Source organism: Paraburkholderia sp. SSBN10T (assembly GCF_056619545.1).
On sequence record NZ_JBWQQI010000031.1, the window covers coordinates 30367 to 51551 of the forward strand.

The following is a 21185-nucleotide window of genomic DNA, read 5'->3' on the forward strand; positions in this document are numbered from 1 at the left end:
GCACTGACCCGCTGTCTACTCTGGTGAACGAACACAGGTGAACGATTACAACGAGCGGAGTATCTGGCTGCGCCTGCGCGCCATTCTTTCGATGAACGATCCGCGCTGGGGCCGGGGCGACGGCAATGGCGACCGGCAACGGCCGAACGAACCCAAACGTCCTCAGAACGGCAAGGACGGTGACGGACCGCCGGATCTCGACGAGATGTGGCGCGATTTCAATCGTCGCCTGAGCAGCATGTTCGGCCGCAGGGGCACGGGCGGCGGTATCGGCCGTCCGGACAACGGGCGCGGCGCCCGCATCGGCGTCGGCATCGTGATCGGCGTGCTGGTCGCCATCTACCTCGGCAGCGGTGTGTTCGTCGTGCAGGATGGCGAGGCGGGGGTCGTCACGCAGTTCGGCAAGTACCGCTATACCGCGACCCAAGGCGTGCACTGGCGCCTGCCGTATCCATTCGAAGCTCATGAACTCGTCAATATCGGCGATGTGCGCACGGTGGAAATCGGCCGCAACAACGTGGTACGGCTCGCCAACGTCAAGGATGCGTCGATGCTCACGCATGACGCGGACATCGTCAACGTTCGCTTTGCCGTGCAATACCAGGTGCGCAGCGCTACCGACTATCTGTTTCGCAGCGTCGACCCCGACCAGAGCGTGACCCAGGCGGGCCAGGCGGCGGTGCGCAGCATCGTCGGCGCGCGCAGCACCAATGACATCCTCTATCAGGATCGCGAAGCAATCCGTCAGGAGCTCACCGATGCGATCCAGCATTCCCTGGACGAATCGCAGACGGGCCTTGTCGTGACCGGCGTCACGATCCAGGGTGTGCAGGCGCCTGAGCAGGTGCAGGGGGCGTTCGACGACGCCATCAAGGCGCATCAGGACCGCGGGCGCGCGAAGGCCGATGCGCAGGCCTATGCGAACGACCTGCTGCCGCATGCGCAGGCCGACGCGGCGCGTCTCGTCGACGAAGCCAGGACCTATAGCGACCAGGTGGTGGCGCAGGCGCAGGGCGACGCCGCGCGCTTCAAGCAGGTCTACGAGCAGTACTCCAAAGCGCCGGCGGTGATCCGCGAGCGCATGTACCTGGACACCATGCAGCATATCTACTCGAATACGACGAAGGTCTTTGTCGACAGCAAGGCCGGTAACAACGTGCTGTATCTGCCACTCGACAAGCTGATCGAAGCCAGCCGCCAGCGCGCGGCCGAGGCTGCGGCAGCGAGCGCGGCTTCTGGGGCGGCGGGTTCCGCTGCCCAGAGCCAGGCACAGGCGGCGCCGGGCGCAAGCGGCGCCGCGGCGTCCGTGCCGGCCTCCGCTGCACCGGCCGCCCAGGCTTCGAGCCCGGCCAGCGACGCCGATGCCGCCAGCGACCCGCTGCGTTCGCGCGATTCGTTCCGCAGCCGCGGCCGCGAAGACGACATTCAATGAGGAGCGCGAACATGAACCGGATCATTGCGCTCGTCGTGATTATCGTGCTGCTGCTGTTTGCCGCGTCCTCGACGGTGTTCGTGGTCGACCAGCGTCATATGGCTGTGCTGTCCGCACGCGGCGACGCCGAGCCCACGCTGCTCGGCCCCGGCTTGCACGCCAAGCTGCCGCCGCCGCTGCAAAGCGTGATGCTGGTCGACAGCCGGATCCAGACGCTCGACACGCCGGATGAAGACCGCTACGTCACGTCTGACAAAACCGACCTGCTGGTCGATCCGCTGATCAAGTACCGCGTGACCGATCCGCTCAAGCTGTTCGCGCAGACGAGAGGCGACGAACAGACACTGCCGGACCGCCTCGCATTGCTCTCGCGCAGTGCGCTTGGCGACGCGTTTGCCAAGGTGACGCTGCCCGATGCGCTGGCCAGACAGCAGGCGATCGCGGATGAAGCGCGCGGTGCGATGGCGGCGGCTGCCGCTTCGCTTGGCGTCGAGGTGATCGACATCCAGCTCGCGCGGGTCGATTTCCCGGCTGCGATGGCCGACTCCGTGTACAAGCGGATGACCGCCGCGCGTGAGCAGGCCGCCGCTGAAGAGCGTGCCAAGGGCGTGGCCGAAGCCGACCAGATCAAGGCGGATGCGGCCAACCAGCAGCAGGCGCTGCTTGCCGACGCATACATGCAGGCGCAGACCATAAAGGGCGAGGGCGACGGCAAGGCTGCTTCGATCGCCGCCGACGCCTTTGGACGCGATCCGCAGTTCTATCAGTTCTACCAGAGCATGCTGGCTTACCGGAACACCTTCAAGCCGAACGACGTGATTGTGGTCGATTCGAGCAGCGAGTTTTTCCGCTTCATGCGTAGTCCGACCGGTGAGATGTCGCCGGACGCCGCCGCGGCACCGCACAAACACTGATTACCGGAGCGCCGCGGCATGCGTATCGCGGCACCCTCACTCGCATGGATATAGCCGGCTCGTTGTTGCTCGCGATCGCACTGATGCTGATCATCGAGGGAATGTTCCCCTTCGTTTTTCCGAGCGCCTGGCGCGATACGTTTCGTAGAATAGCGGAGCGTCCGCCGCATCAGATCCGTATTGGCGGATTGATCGTGATGGCGCTCGGACTCGTGCTGCTGTTTGTCGCGACCTGACGCCACGAGCGAGCCGGGCTGACGCCGATCGCCCGCAGAGATCGGTTGCCGGCATGGGCGTCCCGAAGCGCCCGCGCGTTGCACCTCTGCCTGCGCGGGGCCTGCATGAGCGCTAGGGAGCGGGCTTGCCAGCCCGCCGGCACGGCCCGCAGTTCGCCACGCAGTTGACCATTTACGCTCATTTACCGGCGCGTCCGCGCGCCGTGTTCACCATCGTAGGACTGTATCGATGTCGACCTGGTTACTCCCCGAGAATATTGCCGACGTGCTGCCGTCGGAAGCCCGCAAGATTGAAGAGTTGCGGCGTCATCTGCTGGACCGTTTTCGCGCCTATGGCTACGAAATGGTCATGCCGCCGCTTCTCGAATACCTCGAGTCGCTGCTGACGGGCGGGGGCCACGACCTGAATCTGCGCACCTTCAAGCTGGTCGACCAGTTGTCGGGCCGCACGCTCGGCCTGCGCGCCGACATGACGCCGCAGGTTGCGCGCATCGACGCGCACTTGCTGAACCGTCAGGGCGTGACGCGCCTGTGCTACGCCGGCAACGTGCTGCACACGCGTCCGCGCGGCCTGCATGCGACCCGCGAGCAGATCCAGATCGGCGCGGAAATCTACGGTCACGCCGGTCTCGAAGCGGACCTCGAAATCCAGCAACTGATGCTCGACGCGCTGCATCTGGCGGGCCTCGCCAAGGTGCGTCTGGACCTGTGCCATGCGGGTGTGCTGGCGGCGCTGATCGACGCGGAACCTGCGGCGGCGGCGCTCGGCGAGTCGTTGTACGAAGCGCTGGCCGGCAAGGACGTGCCGCGTCTGGCCGAACTCACCGCGCCTCTCACGCCGGTGACCCGCGCTGCGCTGCGCGCATTGCCGTCGCTCTACGGCGACGCTTCGGTGCTCGACGAGGCGCGCAAGCGCCTGCCCGCGACGCCGGAAATCGCCCGCGCGCTCGACGATCTGGCGTTCCTAGCAAGCCAGGTGGACGGCGCGGAAGTGATGATCGATCTGGCCGACCTGCGCGGCTACGCGTATCACAGCGGCGTGATGTTCTCGGCTTATGTGGACGGCGTGCCGAATGCAGTGGCCCGCGGCGGCCGTTACGACCATGTGGGGCAGGCGTATGGCCGGGCGCGTGCGGCGACCGGCTTTTCGCTGGACCTGCGTGAGGTAGCGCGTATTTCGCCGGTCGAGGCGCGCAGCAGCGCGATTCTGGCGCCATGGCAGCACGACGACGCACTGCGTGCCAGCGTGGCCGCATTGCGCGATGCCGGCGAAGTGGTGATTCAGGCACTGCCGGGCCACGATCACGCGCTCGACGAGTTTGCCTGCGACCGCGTGTTGGTCGAGCGCAACGGTGCATGGGTGGTCGAGCCGCGCGCCTGAGCGAGAGAACGATTGCAAACGGCTCGCAAGCGCTTTGCAAAAAGATCGGTGCGGTGGCGAACCGCATCATTTCGGTATACCCAGCATAAGGTCCATACCGTTGAGCGGAAACGGAAAAATTCGGAAGGTTCCGCGAACATAGGTAGAATACGTTTTTAACCAGCATACGAAACAACATGTCTGCCAGCGCTGTGAATGTGAACCCCGGACGCAACGTCGTCGTCGTGGGGACCCAATGGGGTGATGAAGGCAAGGGCAAGATCGTCGACTGGCTGACGGACCACGCTCAAGGCGTCGTTCGCTTCCAGGGCGGTCACAATGCCGGTCACACGCTTATCATCGGCGGCAAGAAAACCATCTTGCGTCTGATTCCGTCGGGCATCATGCATCCCGGCGTCGCGTGCTACATCGGCAATGGCGTCGTGTTGTCGCCGGAAGCGCTGTTCAAGGAAATTGGCGAGCTCGAAGCCGCCGGGGTCGATGTTCAGAAGCGCCTCTTCATTTCCGAAGCCACCACCCTGATCCTGCCGTATCACATCGCCATCGACCAGGGCCGCGAAGCGCGCCGTGGCGCCGGCAAGATCGGCACCACCGGCCGCGGCATCGGCCCGGCCTACGAAGACAAGGTGGCGCGCCGCGGCCTGCGCGTGCAAGACCTGTTCGAGCCGGCAAGCTTCGCCGAACGTCTGCGTGAAAACCTCGATTACCACAACTTCGTGCTCACGCAATACCTGGGTGTCGCCGCGGTCGACTTCCAGCAAACGCTCGACACGATGCTGAGCTACGCCGATCGCCTCAAGCCTATGGTGACGGACGTTTCGCGCCGCCTGTACGACGAAAACGCGGCGGGCAACAACCTGCTGTTCGAAGGCGCGCAAGGCACGCTGCTCGACATCGACCACGGCACCTATCCGTTCGTCACATCGAGCAACTGCGTGGCCGGTGCGGCTACGGCAGGCGCGGGCGTCGGTCCGCAAAAGCTGAACTACATCCTCGGCATCACCAAGGCTTATTGCACGCGCGTCGGCTCGGGCCCGTTCCCGAGCGAGCTGTACGATGCGGACAACGCGAATCGCCAGGAGCAGGTCGGCCTGACGCTCGCTACGGTCGGCAAGGAATTCGGCTCGGTCACCGGCCGGCCGCGCCGCACCGGCTGGCTCGACGCTGCCGCACTGCGCCGCTCGATCCAGATCAACGGCGTCTCGGGCCTGTGCATGACCAAGCTCGACGTGCTCGACGGCCTCGACGAAGTGAAGCTGTGCGTCGGCTACACGGTCGACGGCAAGGACTGCGATATCCTGCCGCGCGGTGCGACCGAAGTGGCGCGTTGCGTGCCGGTGTACGAGACTTTCGGCGGCTGGAAGGAAAGCACCGTCGGCATCAAGGAATGGGACAAGCTGCCCGCCAGCGCACGTGCTTACCTGACGCGCGTGCAGGAAGTCGCCGGCGTGCCGATCGACATGGTTTCAACCGGTCCGGATCGTGACGAGACGATTCTGCTTCGTCATCCGTTCAAGGTTTAACTTATGACGCAGGGTGTACCGATGGTTGCGATGAAAGACCCGCGCAATGACGACAAGAACCTGTGGGTTGGCTGGGACGAGTATCACCGCCTGATCGAAGTGCTGGCGCTTGCCGTGCACGAGTCGGGCTGGAAGTTCGACAAGATCCTGTGCCTCGCGCGCGGCGGTCTGCGCGTGGGCGACCAGCTCTCGCGCATTTACGATCTGCCGCTGGCGATTCTCGCCACCAGTTCGTACCGTGAAGCGGCGGGCACGGAGCAGGGCGAGCTCGACATCGCACAGTACATCACGATGACGCGCGGCGAACTGTCGGGCAACGTGTTGCTGGTCGACGATCTCGTCGATTCGGGCGTGACGCTCGCGCGTGTGCAGCAGCATCTGAAAGAGCGCTATCCGGCGATTACGGCAGTGCGCTCGGCGGTGCTCTGGTACAAGGGCTGCTCGAAGGTAAAGCCTGACTACCACGTGCAGTACCTGCCGACCAATCCGTGGATTCATCAGCCGTTCGAGGAGTGGGACACGGTGCGCCCGCATAACCTCGGCGCGTGGATCAAGCGCGGTACCGCGCAGGAACGCTCGGAGACGTGAAGCGTGCCGGCTGTCTAGCTCTTCCAGGCCGTAGCAGCGAATCCGCAAAAACGGAGCCCATTGGGCTCCGTTTTTTTCGCCCGCACGGTGTTCAAGAACGTTCGTATGCGGCGCAGGACCCGTGCCTGAGGTCCTTGCAGCGCTGCTGACGCGGCTCACGACGACTTCTCTCATACGTCTGACTATCGTCTGACTATCGTCTGACCATCGCCTGACAAGCGGCTGACGGGTCCATAGCACGGTGCTAAACTGCGCGGGCTGTCCACGTGGTGTGCGCACAACACGCCTGGTGCTACCTTACAGTCAGTTTAGAATAGCGCTCGTTTTTTCCGCCCAGGAACGGATACCTCGCGTTTATGACAGATACCCAGCACGTGCACAAACAGCCTCTGCCCGCACTCGCACTGGCTGCGATCGGGGTGGTGTTCGGCGATATCGGCACGAGCCCGTTGTACTCGCTGAAAGAGGCGTTCAGTCCGGCGCATGGCATCCCGCTGACCGAACAATCCATCCTCGGCGTGATCTCGCTGTTGTTCTGGGCGATCGTGATCGTCGTCAGCATCAAGTACGTGCTGTTCGTGATGCGCGCCGACAACAACGGCGAGGGTGGCGTGCTGGCGCTGATGGCGCTTGCGCTTCGCTCGGTCGATCCAAAGAAGAAGCTGGCGGGTTTGCTGATGATGCTCGGCATCTTCGGCGCCTGCATGTTCTACGGCGATGCGGTGATTACACCGGCCATCTCGGTGATCTCCGCCGTCGAGGGGCTGGAGATCGCGGCGCCCAATCTGAGCCATCTGGTCCTGCCGCTGACCATCGCGATCCTGATCGTGCTGTTCTGGATCCAGCGGCACGGCACGGCAATGGTGGGGCGTCTGTTCGGACCGATCATGGTGCTGTGGTTCGTGGTGATCGGTCTGCTCGGGCTTGCTCACATCGTGCAGTCGCCCAATGTGATCCGCGCGCTCAATCCCTACTACGCCTATTCGTTCATGGCGGCGCACGTGCTGCAGGCGTATGTCGTGCTCGGTTCGGTGGTGCTGGTGCTGACCGGCGCCGAGGCGCTGTATGCCGACATGGGCCATTTCGGCGCCAAGCCGATCCGGGTGGCCTGGTACTGCCTCGTGATGCCTTCGCTGGTGATGAACTACTTCGGCCAGGGCGCATTGTTGATGCACGACCCGAAGGCCATCGAAAACCCGTTCTTCCTGCTCGCGCCCGACTGGGCCTTGCTGCCGCTGGTGGTCCTGTCGACGGTGGCCACCGTGATCGCTTCGCAGGCCGTGATTTCCGGCGCCTATTCGCTGACCAGCCAGGCGATCCAGCTCGGCTACGTGCCGCGCATGAAGATCCTGCATACATCGGATCTGGCGATCGGGCAGATTTATGTGCCGGTGGTGAACTGGATGCTGCTCTTCATCATCCTGTGCATCGTGGTGGCCTTCAAGAGTTCGGACAACCTCGCAGCCGCCTACGGGATCGCGGTGACGGCCACGATGGTGATCACCACCGTGCTGGCCTGCGTGGTGATGGTGAACGTCTGGAAGTGGAACAAGCTGCTGGTCGCGCTGATTATCGGCGGCCTGATGGTGGTCGATCTGGGCTTCTTCGGCGCCAATCTGCTGAAGGTCGAGGAGGGCGGCTGGCTGCCGCTCGGCATTGGCGCGCTGTTGTTCTTCCTGCTGATGACCTGGTTCAAGGGCAGAATGATCGTCAAGGAACGCACCGCAGCCGACGGTATTCCGTTGATGCCGTTTCTGCAGGGCTTGCTCGCGCATCCGCCGCACCGGGTGTCCGGCACGGCAATCTATCTGACCGGCAGCGACGTGCTGGTGCCGGTGAGTCTGCTGCACAACCTGAAGCACAACAAGGTGCTGCACGAGCGCACCATTTTCCTGACTTTCAAGACGCTCGATATTCCGTATGTGAACGACGCCGACCGGCTCACTGTGAAAGAGATCGGCGGCGGCCTGTACCTTGTGAAGGCAGCCTATGGGTTCAATGAGACGCCGGATGTGAAGGCGGTGCTGGTCGAAGTTGGCCGCTCGCACGACATGACCTTCGAGATGATGGATACGTCGTTTTTCCTCGCTCGCGAAACCGTGGTGCCGACGCAGTTGCCCGGCATGTCCGTGTGGCGCGAGCGGGTGTTCGCGTGGATGCATCAGAACGCGGCCAAACCGACAGATTTCTTCAGCATTCCTGCCAATCGTGTGGTGGAACTGGGAACGAAGATCGAGATTTGAGTTTCGTTTTCGCCCAGCGTACGTGCTGTTCAGGTGACGCGGCGGTCAATAAAAAAGCCCACGCAGATGTGAACTGCGTGGGCTTTTTGTTGGGCGGCGCGGCGTCTTAACGCTTGAGTTTGGCGAATGCCGCGGCCATCGCGCCGGCCGGTTCCGGCTCACGCGAGCGCTGCGGTGCGCCGCGTCCATTGCTGCCCGGGCGGACACCGCCACGATCCTGCTGGCCGCCGCTGCGCGGCGCCGTGCCTGCTGCGCCCGCCGCGCCGAACTCGTCGGCAAGCCGCATAGTCAGCGAAATGCGCTGACGCTTCACGTCCACTTCCAGCACCTTGACCTTGACGATCTGGCCGGCCTTCACGACTTCGTGCGGGTCCTTGATGAACTTCGTCGACATGGCCGAGACGTGGACGAGGCCGTCCTGGTGCACGCCGATGTCGATAAACGCGCCGAAGGCCGCCACGTTGGTCACGACGCCTTCCAGCACCATACCCGGCGACAGGTCGGAGATCTTCTCCACACCCTCGCGGAAGGTCGCAGTCTTGAACTCGGGGCGCGGGTCGCGGCCCGGCTTTTCGAGTTCAGCCAGAATGTCCCGCACGGTCGGCAGACCGAAGCGATCGTCGACAAACTCGGCCGGTGAGAGCCCCGACAGCGCCTCGCGGTTGCCGAGCACTTCGCCCACCTGCTTGTTGATCCTGGCCAGCATGCGCTCGACCACCGGATACGCTTCCGGGTGCACCGACGAACGGTCCAGCGGGTTCTCGCCGTTGTTGATGCGCAGGAAGCCGGCAGCCTGTTCGAAGGTTTTGTCGCCCAGACGCGGCACCTTGCGCAGATGTTCGCGCGACGGGAACGGACCGTTGGCATCGCGGAAGTCGACGATATTGCGCGCGAGCGTTGCGTTCAGCCCGGAGACGCGCGCGAGCAGCGCCACGGACGCCGTATTCGCATCGACGCCGACCGCGTTCACGCAGTCTTCGACCACCGCGTCGAGCGAACGGGCCAGCTCGCGCTGGTTCACGTCGTGCTGATACTGGCCGACCCCGATCGCCTTCGGCTCGATCTTCACGAGTTCGGCGAGCGGGTCCTGCAGACGCCGCGCAATCGACACCGCGCCGCGCAGCGACACGTCCATGTCGGGGAATTCCTTGGCCGCCAGCTCGGAGGCCGAGTAAACCGACGCACCCGCTTCGGACACGACGATCTTCTGCAGCTTGAACTCCGGATGGCGGGCGATCAGCTCGCTGGCCAGCTTGTCGGTCTCGCGCGAGGCCGTCCCGTTGCCGATACTGATCAGTTCCGCCTGCGTCTGCGCGCAGATGCGCGCTAGCTTGGCGATCGAACCGTCCCAGTCGCGGCGCGGCTCGTGCGGATAGATCGTGTCGGTCACCAGCACCTTGCCGGTGCGATCGACCACGGCCACCTTGACGCCCGTACGCAGGCCCGGGTCGAGGCCGATCACGGCCTTCGGACCAGCGGGCGCGGCCAGCAGCAGATCCTTCAGGTTGCGCGCAAACACGCGGATTGCCTCGTGCTCGGCTTCTTCGCGCAGATTGGTGAGCAGTTCGTTTTCGATGTGCGGCTGCACCTTCACGCGCCAGCACCAGCGGCACACGTCGGCGAGCCATTTGTCGGCCGGGCGGTTCTGATTGGCGATACCGAAGTGACGTGCGATCAAGGCTTCGCCGGGATGCGGCACCTGCGCGTCCAGTTCTTCGCCGAGACCCAGCTTGACCATCAGCACGCCGGCGTTGCGGCCGCGGAACAGCGCGAGCGCGCGGTGCGACGGCACCGTCTTGATGGTTTCCGAGTAGTCGTAGTAATCGCGGAATTTCTCTTCTTCCGCGTTCTCCTTGCCTTCGACCACTTTCGACGACACCACGCCCTGATTGAACAGGTACTCGCGCAGCTTGCCGAGCAGCTCGGCGGTTTCGCCGAATTGTTCCGACAGGATGTCGCGCGCGCCGTCGAGCGCCGCCTTGATATCGGCCACGCCCTTTTCGGCGTCCACGTATTGGGCGGCTTCCGTCTGCGGGTCGAGCAGCGGATTGGCCAGCAGCGCCAGAGCAAGGGGCTCGAGCCCCGCTTCGCGGGCGATCTGCGCGCGCGTGCGGCGTTTCGGCTTGTAAGGCAGATAGAGGTCTTCCAGCACCTGTTTGCTGTCCGCGCCTTCGATCGCGGCGCGCAACTCGTCGGTCATCTTGCCCTGTTCTTCGATGCTCGCGACGATCGCGGCGCGCCGGTCTTCCAGTTCGCGCAGATAGAGGAGGCGCTCCTCGAGGTTACGCAGTTGTGTATCGTCGAGGTTGTCGGTCACTTCCTTACGGTAACGCGCGATAAACGGAACGGTCGCGCCTTCGTCGAGGAGTTGCACCGCCGCTGCGACCTGGCGCGGCTGGACGGAGAGTTCGCTGGCGATGCGCTGGACGATCTTGAGTGCTACGGTTTCCGTCATAGGGTCTAGGTGTTCCTGCCGGACTCAATCTAAGGCCGCGCGTGACGGCACGCGGAAGGCGTGCGCGCTGCGGCCGGGTTGCTGAAGCGGGGCATTTTGCCATAAATGCCAAAGGGCTCAACCGCGGGGTGTTAGAATTTCGGGCATGTCCCGTTGCCCATCTACGACGTTGCCGATCTCCCGTTTTCCACTTGCTTCGCTTAACCGAACGCTTGCCGCGCCGCTCTTCACCTGCGCTGCGCTAGGCGTTGCCGTCGCCTCTTTCGCCGTGTCCGCACCGGCGTTGGCGCAAGACCAGCCGGCGGTTTCGGAACTGGCCGCCTCGGCGCCGTCAGCCGCTTCGGCTGGCCCGGCAGAGTCCACAGGCGTGGCGGGGTCGGCGGCTTCCGGTACGGTGCTGCGCCAGGACGACGGCGCGCTGGACGGCAAGGCTGTCGGCGCGCTGAGCGCATCGGATGCCGGCGCGGCTGGTGGGAGCGCTGGAGCCGGCCAGGCGGCGGGCAACGGCTTCGATGCGCGCCAGGATGCGTTGAACCGCCGTACCGCGGAGAACAACTACAAGTACGCGGTCGACGAACATAACTGTTATAGCAATTTTTTCGTGAACTACTGTCTCGACAAGGCGCGTGACAGGATGCGTGTGGTACAGGCCGATATCCGCAAGGAGCAGCTCGCGCTCGACGCGGAAGAGCGCACGGCGCGCGCCCAGCAGCGCGACCAGCAGGCGGCCTTGCAGCGTGCTCAGGACGAAGCGAATGCGCCGCAGCGCGCAGCGAATGAGGCCGGCAACGCGCAGGCTTACGAAGAGAAGCAGCGTCAGCATCAACTGGATCAGGCCCAGCGCAACGCCGAAGCGCCGCAGCGCGCAGCCAACGAGCAGGCCTATCAGCAGAAGGTGCAGCAGCACGCGCTGGATCAGGCGCAGCGCGGTATCAGCGCGCCGCAGGCGGCTGCGAACCAGCAGGCGTACGACCAGAAACAGGCCAATTTCCAGACCCAGCTCGAGCAGGCTCGTCAGCAGGGGGCGCAAAAAGCGCAGGAGCGGATCGAGAAGCAGCAGAGCTACGAGCGCAAGCAGCAAACGGCCGAGCAGCATAGGCAGGACGTCGAGACGCGCCAGAAGCAGGCAGCCGAGAAGGCGCAGCAGAAACAGCAGGAGCAGTTGCAGCAGCAACAGCAACTGGAGCAGCAAAAGCAGCAGCAACAACAGCAATAGCAGTAACGCGTTTTTAGCCGGACAGCAACCTCAGGCGTCTGGGCTGCACGAGGCAGCCTGCGCCGCATCGGGAGAGGAGGCGAGCATGCGCGACCACCATCACGTCATCGACGCGAACGCACTTCAGGACCGTATTCTGCAACTGGAATCGGAACACAGTGGCCTCGATCGCCTGATCGACAAAATGTCGGATGAGCCCGGCTTCGACGACCTTGAGTTGCAGCGCCTTAAAAAGCGCAAGCTCAAGGTGAAGGACACCATCATCTTGCTGCAATTGCAGCTCGAACCGGACGCGCGCGCTTAGGCGCGCGACCTGGCAGGCGCCGGGTCGCCACGCGCGCACCGGACTTTGCAGGAAACGCTTGCCTTGAATGCACCGCTTGTTTCTTCTTCGCGCGGCTCGTCGGACGACGAAGCTTCCGCACGCGAATCCCGCGCCGCTGAGGGTACGCTCGCGGCCGCGCTGAACCCCCGCCGCAAGACCGAACTCGACGACATTTTCGCCGCCGATGGCCTGCTTGCGCGCAAGATCGACGGCTACCGTTCACGCGCTTCGCAGATCGAGATGGCGCGCGCGGTGGCCGCTGCGATGGAAGCGTCGGGCCGGGCGATGCCTGAGCCGGCGATGTTCGAGGCGCAGAAGCGCCCGGCCCGGCGCCTGCAGGCGAGCGCAGGGGAGGTGCAGACCGGCGCCTCTGCGGACGCGCCGGAGGGCGAGGCTGCCGGCGGTCTCGACGGCGGCGAGAACACGCTGATCGTGGAAGCGGGCACGGGCACCGGCAAGACCTATGCGTACCTGGTGCCGGCCATGCTGTGGGGCGGCAAGGTGATCGTCTCGACGGGCACCAAGCACTTGCAGGACCAGTTGTTCCAGCGCGATATCCCGACGGTGCGCGACGCCCTCGCGGTGCCGGTCTCGGTGGCGATGCTCAAAGGCCGTGCGAACTACCTGTGCCATTACTACCTGCAGCGCACCGCGGACAACGGCCGCTTGCCGTCGCGCCAGGAAACCTCGTATCTGCAGGACATCGTTCGCTTTGCGAAGATTACGCGCACCGGCGACAAGGCCGAGCTCGCGAGCGTGCCGGAGACGGCCGCGGTGTGGTCGATGGTCACCTCGACGCGTGACAACTGCCTTGGCCAGGAGTGCCCGCACTACAAGGAATGCTTTGTGATGCAGGCGCGCCGCGAGGCGCAGCAGGCCGATATCGTGGTGGTCAATCACCACCTGTTCTTCGCCGACATCATGTTGCGCGACACCGGCATGGCCGAGCTGTTGCCAACCGCCAATACGATCATCTTCGACGAAGCGCATCAGTTGCCGGAGACCGCCACGCTGTTTTTCGGCGAGACGCTCTCCACGGCACAGTTCCTCGAGCTCGCCCGCGATTCGGTGGCCGAGGGTCTTGGCCATGCGCGCGAGGTGGTCGACTGGGTGAAGCTTGGTGCGGCCCTCGAACGCTCGGCGCGCGACGTGCGCCTCGCCTTCAAGGAAGATTCGGTGCGGCTGTCGATCGGTCAGTTACCCGACGACCATCCGCTTTTTCCTGCGCTCGAAACGCTCGAAACGGAGCTCGATGCGCTCGCCGATGCCTTGTCGAGCCAAGCGGAGCGCGCTGAGTCGATTGGCGCCTGTCTGCGGCGCGCCCGCGAGTTGCAAGGGATCCTGTCCGGCTGGACCACGCCGCCGACCGAAGCGGAGCGCGATGCAGCCACGGGCGCCGCCGATGCCAAGGCCGTCACCGACCCCAACGAAAAGGTGCGCTGGATCGAAGTCTTCGCGCATACCGTGCAGTTGCACGAAACGCCGCTGTCGGTCGCGCCGATCTTCGCCAAGCAGCGCGCCGGCGTGCCGCGGGCGTGGATCTTCACCTCGGCCACGCTGTCGGTGCGCGGCGATTTCACCCACTATGCCGCGCAGATGGGCCTGAACGCGCGCCGCTCGATGACGCTGCCGAGCCCGTTCGACTATCCGTCTCAAGGGCTGTTGTACGTGCCGCGCAATCTGCCGCAGCCGTCGTCGCCGATGTTCACCGACGCCGTGTTCGAAGCCGCATTGCCCGCCATCGAAGCGTCGGGTGGCGGCGTGTTCATGCTCTGTACGACCTTGCGGGCGGTCGACCGCATCGCCGCGAAGCTGCGCGATACGATCGAAGCACGCGGCTGGAATTATCCGCTGCTGGTGCAGGGCGATGCGAGCCGCACCGAATTGCTGGAGCGCTTCCGTACCTACGGCAATGCGATTCTTGTGGGTAGCCAGAGCTTCTGGGAAGGTGTGGACGTGCGCGGCGATGCGCTTTCGCTCGTGGTGATCGACAAGCTGCCGTTCGCGCCGCCTGACGATCCGGTGCTGGCGGCCCGGCTCGACGCGCTCACCAAGAAGGGGCTGAGCCCGTTTGCGGTCCATCAGTTGCCGCAGGCGGTGATCACGCTCAAGCAGGGCGCAGGGCGTCTGATTCGCGCGGAGACCGATCGCGGCGTGCTGATGATCTGCGATACGCGTCTCGTCGACAAACCCTATGGGCGCCGTATCTGGCAGAGCCTGCCGCCTTTCAAGCGGACCCGGGAGATCGATGTGGTGCGGGAGTTCTTTGAGGAGGGGGCTCGCGCGTCTGCTGGCTGAGCGCGGGTGATGGGCGGCTGTGAATCCGGCGGCCGTGAATCGGATGGCCGTGAATTGCGGCCGTTAAAAAGCGGCTGCTAAAAACAGCCACTAAAAAACAGTTACAGAAAGGCAAAACGCCACGGATATGAATCCGTGGCGTTTTGCTTTACCACGCGGAAAGATCGCAATGATCTTTTCGTGTGGTTTTCGCCCAGAGGCGAACCCTGTACGACAGCTTACTGGCTTGCGCCCGAAGCCGGAGCAGCAGCCGAAGCAGCAGCGTCCGAAGCTGCAGCGCCTGCGTCCGAAGCAGCAGCAGGTGCCGAAGCAGAAGCGTCGCTCGCAGCAGCAGCGCTCGAAGCAGCAGCGCCTGCATCCGAAGCAGCAGCAGGTGCCGAAGCAGCCGATGCATCGCTAGCCGGGGCAGCTGCTTGGTCGCTGCTCTTGTTGCATGCAGCCAGTGCCACAGCTGCCAACAGGGATGCTACGAGGAGGGATTTCTTCATGATCACGTCCTTTTATGGTTAAAGGTAAGCAACAGCGCAAAATAATACCGGTAATGTGCTCCAACACCGACCTGGGCCGCTGGTGGAGACGCACTTCACAAGAGCGTGTATCTTCCCTACGGCTTGGGCGGAAATTATATGCACTTTCGTATCGACCGTCGACAAATCCGGGGTCAATACGTTGTCTTTCTCATACAAAATTCACAGTACTTCATAACAGGCAGATGAGCTTAGGCAAGCTCGCCCACTTGTATCCAGCCCGCACAATACCACTCGTGCAGCAATGCTGTCACCGATGAATCGTCCGAGAGTGTTACAAAGCGTTTCGCACTCAGACTCCGGTTATCAGCGAATTCAATCAACCAATTTTTACGACCTGTAAGCCGGTTTTCTTCTCCATTCAAGAAGAAAAAGCGGCTGTTGTACAGCAAAACCGTCTTCCGGTCGAGTCTCAGCCCCAACTTTGAAGCGCGCTGGATAAAACGCGCTTCGTTGAGCGGCTGTTCCGGCGGATCGAACACCACACTCGGCTTCGGTTCGCTCAGATAAGTGCCGAGGAACGAGGCAATGTCTTTCTCGTTCCACTTCACCTGAGCAAGGAGCGCGCCTACACGTTCGATCAACGCCTGCGGAAGCTCGGCCGGATGGGCCACGGCCGGTTGCTGCGGGTCGCGGTAGAGCTGCGGCGCGCGTTCGTCATGCTCGCCGCCTGCCGCGTTTTCTCCGCGCTCGGCGAGATGATACAGAAACTGCGCCGTGAGCTCGCTCGAGGAGGGCGCCCTGAAGCCGATCGAGCAGGTCATGCACTCGCCTTCAGCCACGCCGTCGTGGGCAATGTGCGGCGGAAGATACAGCATGTCGCCCGGTTCGAGAACCCATTCTTCTTCCGGTTCGAAATTTTGTAAAACTTTCAGCGGCACGCCAGGGCGCAGCGACAGATCGCGCTGCGCGCTGATTCGCCAGCGGCGCTTGCCGTGAACCTGCAGCAGGAATACGTCGTACGAATCGAAGTGCGGGCCGACCCCGCCGCCATCGGTCGCATACGAGATCATCAGGTCGTCCAGACGCGCGTCCGGCACGAAGCGGAAGCGGTCGAGCAGGGCACGCGCGCGGTCGTCGTGCAGGTCGACGCCTTGCACGAGCAGGGTCCATGCGCGCTGCTTGAGCGAAGGCAATTCGTCAGCCGCAAACGGGCCGTGTTCCAGTTGCCACTTGTTGCGAAAGTGCGTAATCAGGCGCGCTTCCACTTCGTCCTGATCGGCCAGTTCGAACAGTTCGTCGCGCGAGAGCGGTGCGGCGGCATTCGGGATTGCCTGACGAATCAGCAACGGCTTTTTTTGCCAGTAGCGGCGCATGAATTGCGCCGGGGTGAGATTGCCGAGCAGCGGCGTCGGCACGTCGGGCGAGGGTGGCGGAAGCGGCGAAGAAATCCGCGCAGAAGCTGCGTGCGCCGGGTGGTCAAGGGGCCGCTTGGGCATCGTATAATGTGAGTTGTATTCTGGAGAATCGAATGAAAATTGCAAAGAACACCGTCGTGTCGGTCGCTTACAAGCTGTCGGATGCGCAGGGCAACCTGATTGAAGAAAGCGACGAGCCGATGGTCTATCTGCACGGCGGCTATGATGGCACGTTCCCCAAGATCGAGGAAGAGCTCGACGGCCATGAGGCTGGTTTCGAGACCCAGATCCAGCTGGAACCGCAAGACGCGTTTGGCGAATACGATCCCGATCTGGTGAAGATCGAGCCGCGCACCCGCTTCCCCGAGCCGCTCGAAGTCGGTATGCAATTCGAAGGCACGCCGGAAGAGGGCGACGAAGATATCGATTCGTTGGTCTACGTCGTCACCGATGTGGCGGAAGACAAAGTCGTGCTCGACGGCAACCATCCGCTCGCGGGCATGGCGTTGCGTTTCGCGCTGACCGTCAAGGACGTGCGTCCGGCCACCGAAGACGAAATCCAGCACGAGCATGCCCATGGCGCAGACGGCCTGGAAGTGCTCGACGAGGATGACGACGAAGGCGACGAAGAGCCGTCAGGGCCCACGCTGCACTGAGCTGGCGGGCAGGCCGGCTGGTGGCGTGCCGGCGGCGGGTGTGCCATTGAAGGCCGGCGCGTCGCTGCCTGATCCCGGTGGCGTGAGCGACGACGGTTCCGGTTGCGGCGTGGTCGGCAGCAGCGGCGGCAGGTTCGAGGCTGGGTTAAGCGATTGGCCCGGCGATTGACCCGGCGCCTGGCCGGGCACCGGATTGAGCATCGGCGGTGCGGGCAACGCGGGCTCGGTTTCGTCGGGGGCGGGTGCCGGCTGAACCGGCGGCGCCGGTTGGAACGGCACCAGCGGCAGGTTTTTCGGCACCTCGCGCACGCTCACGCGGAAAGGCGGCCGGCGCGACAGATCCGCTTCGATCTGCAGCCACTCGTCAAGACGATCACGCGGCGCGAAGGCGATGCGCGTGAGATTCGTCACCACCTCCCCCTTGTCGTTACGCAGCGGCTGATCGATCACGAAACCACCGGCTGGCCGTTCGTCGTCGTTATGGATCAGCAGGATCGGGCCGCGAAAGATCTCGGCGGCCTTGACGAGGCTGCGCTTGAGTTCCAGAAAGCCGTCGCGACGCGAGTTGCGTGCAAAGCGCAGCCACGCGAAGCGGTCCGGACGCTCATAGCGTTCCGGATCCGGGTCGCCTTGAATGAAAACCACAATCGCACGCGCCTCGCGCCGTTTCGCATATTCGGCTGCGTGTTCGATCCAGAACGCATTGGCAATCACCCGATCTTCGAACTCGCCGTTGCGGCCGCCGGCGGTCAGATAGTGATTGTTCGGGCTCGGCGCATTGAGGCCGATGAACACGGTGTCGCCGAGTTGCCAGCGCACATTTTCCCGATACGGCCGAAAGCGCGAGACTTCGCTCTCGCGTGTCAGCGCAAGCGGGTTCTGCCCCATCGATGAGGGGTCGGCAAAGAGCGTCTGTCTGAGCTGGTCGAGCCGCTCCACCGGATCGAAACCACCGGCTTCGGCTATCCCGCAATCGGTCCAGTCATGCTGGCCGGGAATGAAGATCAGCGCCGGGCGCGCCGCTTCCAGCAGCGCCTCGCGCCGTTCGTACAGCGTGTCGCGGCAGGCTTCCTTGCCGCCCTTCAGGTTGCCGTCGTAGACGATGAACGACATGTCGCGCTCGCGGCCGATTGCGTCAATCAGTCGCTGGGTCGGCGCTTCGTCCGCAGAGCTTTGGAGCGTGCCGGCAATCACCGCGAAGGTGTAGCGAACCGGCGCAGCCTGCGCATACGTCGACGCGGCGCCCGTCAGAACGAGCGCACAGGCGAGTGCTGCGCACACCGTGCGCGCACGCGCCGCGTGACCGTGCCGGTCAATGACCGGCATCCGGCGCGGCCGCCAGGTCGTGCAGCTCATATAGCAGGTCAAGCGCCTCGCGCGGGCGTAGATCGTTCGGATCGATGGCACGCACGCGCTCGATGAGCGCCTGCTCGGCCGCCGTCAGCGAGGGGGCGGGCGGGGCGGTATCGTCGTGATCTTCGCCGGCGTCCTGCAGCATCAGGGGCGCCGCGAACAGATCGAGCTGCGGCGCGGGCTGCGCGGCCGATTGCTGTTCGAGATGTGCGAGATGCTTGCGCGCTGCGCGGATCACCGCGGTCGGCACACCGGCCAGTTGCGCCACCTGCAAACCGTAGCTCTGATTCGCCGGGCCTTCGTTCACTGCGTGCAGGAACACGATGCCGTGACCATGCTCGACCGCTGACAGATGCACGTTGGCCGCTTGCGGAAATTCCGCGGGCAGTTGCGTCAGCTCAAAGTAGTGCGTGGCGAACAGCGTGTGGCAACCGTTGTGCGCGAGCAGATGGCGGGCGATCGCCCAGGCGAGCGCGAGGCCGTCGAAGGTCGAGGTGCCGCGGCCGATTTCGTCCATCAGCACGAGACTTTGCGGCGTCGCGTCGTTCAGGATGGCGGCGGCTTCCGTCATTTCCACCATGAAGGTCGAGCGGCCGCCTGCCAGATCGTCGGCCGCGCCGATGCGCGTGAAGATGCGATCGACAGGCCCAAACGAGGCGCGCCGTGCCGGCACGTAGCTGCCGACATACGCCATCAGTGCGATCAACGCGGTCTGGCGCATGAAGGTCGATTTACCGCCCATGTTCGGGCCGGTGATCAGCAGCAGCTTGCGCTCGGGGTTGAGCGTGCAGTCGTTGGCGATGAACTGCTCGACCTGGGCCTCGACCACCGGGTGGCGCCCCTGTTCGATGTCGATGCCCGCGCTCGCGGTGAACGAAGGCGCGACCCAATCGAGTGCGCGGGCCCGCTCGGCAAACGCCGCCAGCAGATCGAGTTCGGCGAGCGCCGCAGCAACGCGCTGGCAATCGGCGATGAACGGCAGCAGCGATTGCAGCAACGCATCGTAGAGCGAGCGCTCGCGTGCCAGTGCCCGTTCCTGCGCCGACAGCGCCTTGTCTTCGAAAGTCTTCAGTTCCGGCGTGATGTAGCGCTCGGCGTTTTTCAGCGTCTGGCGCCGGCGATAGTCGTCGGGCACCTTGTCGGTCTGTCCGCGCGTGACTTCGATATAGAAGCCGTGCACCTTGTTGTATTCGACGCGCAGATTGCCGATGCCGGTGCGTGCCCGCTCGCGCGTCTCGAGGTCGATCAGGAACTGCCCGCAGTTCTCGGAGATGTCACGCAGCTCGTCGAGTTCGGCGTCGTAGCCACGGGCGATCACGCCGCCGTCGCGCACCATCGCCGCCGGTTCGGGGGCGACGGCCAGTTTCAGCAGATCGACGCACGGCGCCGGCGGTTCGAGCGCGGCGTCGATGCGGGCGAGGGAATCGGCCGCGCCGGTCACCGCGGCCAGTTGCGCGCGCAATTCGGGCAAGGCGATAAACGTGTCGCGCAGGCTCGACAGGTCGCGAGGACGAGCAGAGAGCAACGCGAGACGCCCGGTGATCCGTTCGATATCGGAGATTTGCCGCAGTGCGCCGCGTAGCGTGTCGACGCTTGCGCCGGCCGGCGCGTCGAGCAGTGCCCCGATGGCTTGCTGGCGTGCCTGGGCGATCGCTGCTTCGCGCGGCGGATGATGCAGCCAGTGGCGCAGCAGGCGGCTGCCCATCGTCGTGCAGCAGGTGTCGAGCAGCGAGCAGAGGGTGGGGCTCTCGGTGCCGCGCAGCGTTTCGGTGAGTTCGAGGTTGCGGCGCGTGGCGGGGTCGAGCCCAATATATTCGGATTCGTACTCGACCTTGAGGCTGCGCACATGGCGCAATTGCTGGCCCTGGGTCGCTGCGGCGTACAGCAGCAGCGCGCCGGCTGCGCCGCAGGCGCTCGAAAGCGAATGCGCGCCGAAACCGTCGAGGCTTGCCACGTCCATTTGATCGCACAGGCGCTGGGTGCCCGAGGCGACGTCGAAATGCCAGACGGGGACGCGCGTCAGCGCGCCGGAGCCGGCGGGCGGCGCCCAGGTGTTGGTGTCCGAGGGCGTGTCGGCGACCAGAATTTCTGCCGGGCGAATCCGCTCGAGTGCCGCGGCGGCCTGATCCGGCGCAACTTCGGCGAGGCGCAAGGCGCCGCTGGCGAGGTTGAGCCACGCGAGGCCCACATTGGTGGCAATGCCGCGCCGGTTGTGGCCGACGCACACGGCGAGCAGGTAGACGTCGCTCTTGTCCGACAGCAGGGCGGCGTCGGTCAGCGTGCCGGGCGTGACTACGCGCACCACCTTGCGTTCGACCGGCCCCTTCGAGGTGGCCGGATCGCCGATCTGCTCGCAGATGGCGACCGATTCGCCCAGCTTCACGAGCTTGGCCAGGTACTGTTCGACCGCGTGGTGCGGCACGCCTGCCATCTTGATCGGGTTGCCCGCCGACGCGCCGCGCTGCGTCAGTGTCAGATCGAGCAGGCGTGCGGCTTTCTCCGCGTCCTCGAAAAACAGCTCATAGAAATCGCCCATCCGGTAGAACACGAGCGTGCCCGGATGATCCGCTTTGATGCGCAGGTATTGCTGCATCATTGGCGTATGTTGTGCGACGTCATTGGCCGCTGCGGTTTGAATGCCCATCCTGAGTGTCTTTTTGCGTTAGCTGTTCAGGGCGTG

Annotated in this window: 16 protein-coding genes; 11 read left to right on the forward strand and 5 right to left on the reverse strand. The window is 64.3% G+C overall.

Annotated features, from left to right (window positions below):
* The first annotated feature begins 37 nt into the window (after positions 1–37).
* The 7 genes from hflK to AC1ECK_RS32960 all read left to right on the forward strand — a co-directional run bounded on the left by hflK (position 38) and on the right by AC1ECK_RS32960 (position 8317).
* Positions 38–1432 carry an FtsH protease activity modulator HflK gene (gene hflK / locus AC1ECK_RS32930; protein ID WP_480326856.1) on the forward strand — a complete coding sequence of 465 codons (1395 nt, stop codon included), beginning with the start codon at positions 38–40 and terminating at the stop codon, positions 1430–1432.
* An 11-nt stretch (positions 1433–1443) separates the two neighbouring features.
* Positions 1444–2346 carry a protease modulator HflC gene (hflC, locus tag AC1ECK_RS32935; protein WP_480326858.1) on the forward strand — a complete coding sequence of 301 codons (903 nt, stop codon included), beginning with the start codon at positions 1444–1446 and terminating at the stop codon, positions 2344–2346.
* Between the two features lie 44 nt (positions 2347–2390).
* Positions 2391–2582 (forward strand): DUF2065 domain-containing protein, encoded by a 192-nt coding sequence (locus tag AC1ECK_RS32940; RefSeq protein WP_480326860.1) that lies wholly within the window; start codon positions 2391–2393, stop codon positions 2580–2582.
* A gap of 229 nt (positions 2583–2811) precedes the next feature.
* Entirely contained in the window at positions 2812–3963 is a 1152-nt protein-coding gene (locus AC1ECK_RS32945) for an ATP phosphoribosyltransferase regulatory subunit (protein WP_480326862.1), read from the forward strand.
* A gap of 176 nt (positions 3964–4139) precedes the next feature.
* Positions 4140–5486 (forward strand): adenylosuccinate synthase, encoded by a 1347-nt coding sequence (locus AC1ECK_RS32950; protein ID WP_480326864.1) that lies wholly within the window; start codon positions 4140–4142, stop codon positions 5484–5486.
* 3 nt (positions 5487–5489) lie between these two features.
* Positions 5490–6074 (forward strand): phosphoribosyltransferase, encoded by a 585-nt coding sequence (locus AC1ECK_RS32955; RefSeq protein ID WP_480326866.1) that lies wholly within the window; start codon positions 5490–5492, stop codon positions 6072–6074.
* 356 nt (positions 6075–6430) lie between these two features.
* Positions 6431–8317, forward strand: coding sequence for a potassium transporter Kup (locus AC1ECK_RS32960; protein ID WP_480326868.1), 1887 nt, complete (start codon positions 6431–6433; stop codon positions 8315–8317).
* Between the two features lie 106 nt (positions 8318–8423).
* Here AC1ECK_RS32960 and AC1ECK_RS32965 read toward each other — a convergent pair whose 3' ends face one another.
* Positions 8424–10772: a Tex family protein gene (locus AC1ECK_RS32965; RefSeq protein ID WP_480326870.1), complete on the reverse strand. Its 2349-nt coding sequence runs from the start codon at positions 10770–10772 to the stop codon at positions 8424–8426.
* A 145-nt stretch (positions 10773–10917) separates the two neighbouring features.
* Between AC1ECK_RS32965 and AC1ECK_RS32970 the strand changes: the two genes are divergently transcribed.
* From AC1ECK_RS32970 to yoaA, 3 genes are all read left to right on the forward strand, one after another.
* Positions 10918–11988, forward strand: a complete 1071-nt coding sequence (locus tag AC1ECK_RS32970) for a hypothetical protein (RefSeq protein WP_480326872.1) — start codon at positions 10918–10920, stop codon at positions 11986–11988.
* An 85-nt stretch (positions 11989–12073) separates the two neighbouring features.
* Positions 12074–12292 (forward strand): DUF465 domain-containing protein, encoded by a 219-nt coding sequence (locus tag AC1ECK_RS32975; protein ID WP_137955558.1) that lies wholly within the window; start codon positions 12074–12076, stop codon positions 12290–12292.
* Positions 12293–12355: 63 nt separating this feature from the next.
* Positions 12356–14611 (forward strand): DNA repair helicase YoaA, encoded by a 2256-nt coding sequence (gene yoaA, locus AC1ECK_RS32980; protein ID WP_480326874.1) that lies wholly within the window; start codon positions 12356–12358, stop codon positions 14609–14611.
* A 218-nt stretch (positions 14612–14829) separates the two neighbouring features.
* Here yoaA and AC1ECK_RS32985 read toward each other — a convergent pair whose 3' ends face one another.
* Entirely contained in the window at positions 14830–15099 is a 270-nt protein-coding gene (locus AC1ECK_RS32985) for a hypothetical protein (protein ID WP_480326876.1), read from the reverse strand.
* Positions 15100–15329: 230 nt separating this feature from the next.
* Positions 15330–16577, reverse strand: a complete 1248-nt coding sequence (locus tag AC1ECK_RS32990; protein WP_480326878.1) for a JmjC domain-containing protein — start codon at positions 16575–16577, stop codon at positions 15330–15332.
* 32 nt (positions 16578–16609) lie between these two features.
* On the opposite strand from AC1ECK_RS32990, the gene AC1ECK_RS32995 reads away from it, so the two are divergent.
* A complete protein-coding gene (locus tag AC1ECK_RS32995) occupies positions 16610–17152 on the forward strand; it encodes an FKBP-type peptidyl-prolyl cis-trans isomerase (protein WP_074264206.1) in 543 nt (180 codons plus the stop codon).
* On the opposite strand, the gene AC1ECK_RS33000 is transcribed toward AC1ECK_RS32995, so the two are convergent.
* A complete protein-coding gene (locus AC1ECK_RS33000; RefSeq protein WP_480326880.1) occupies positions 17132–18508 on the reverse strand; it encodes a hypothetical protein in 1377 nt (458 codons plus the stop codon). The genes AC1ECK_RS32995 and AC1ECK_RS33000 overlap by 21 nt on opposite strands.
* Positions 18465–21149, reverse strand: a complete 2685-nt coding sequence (mutS, locus tag AC1ECK_RS33005) for a DNA mismatch repair protein MutS (RefSeq protein ID WP_480326882.1) — start codon at positions 21147–21149, stop codon at positions 18465–18467. Before mutS ends, AC1ECK_RS33000 begins: the two co-directional genes overlap by 44 nt.
* Between the last annotated feature and the right edge of the window lie 36 nt (positions 21150–21185).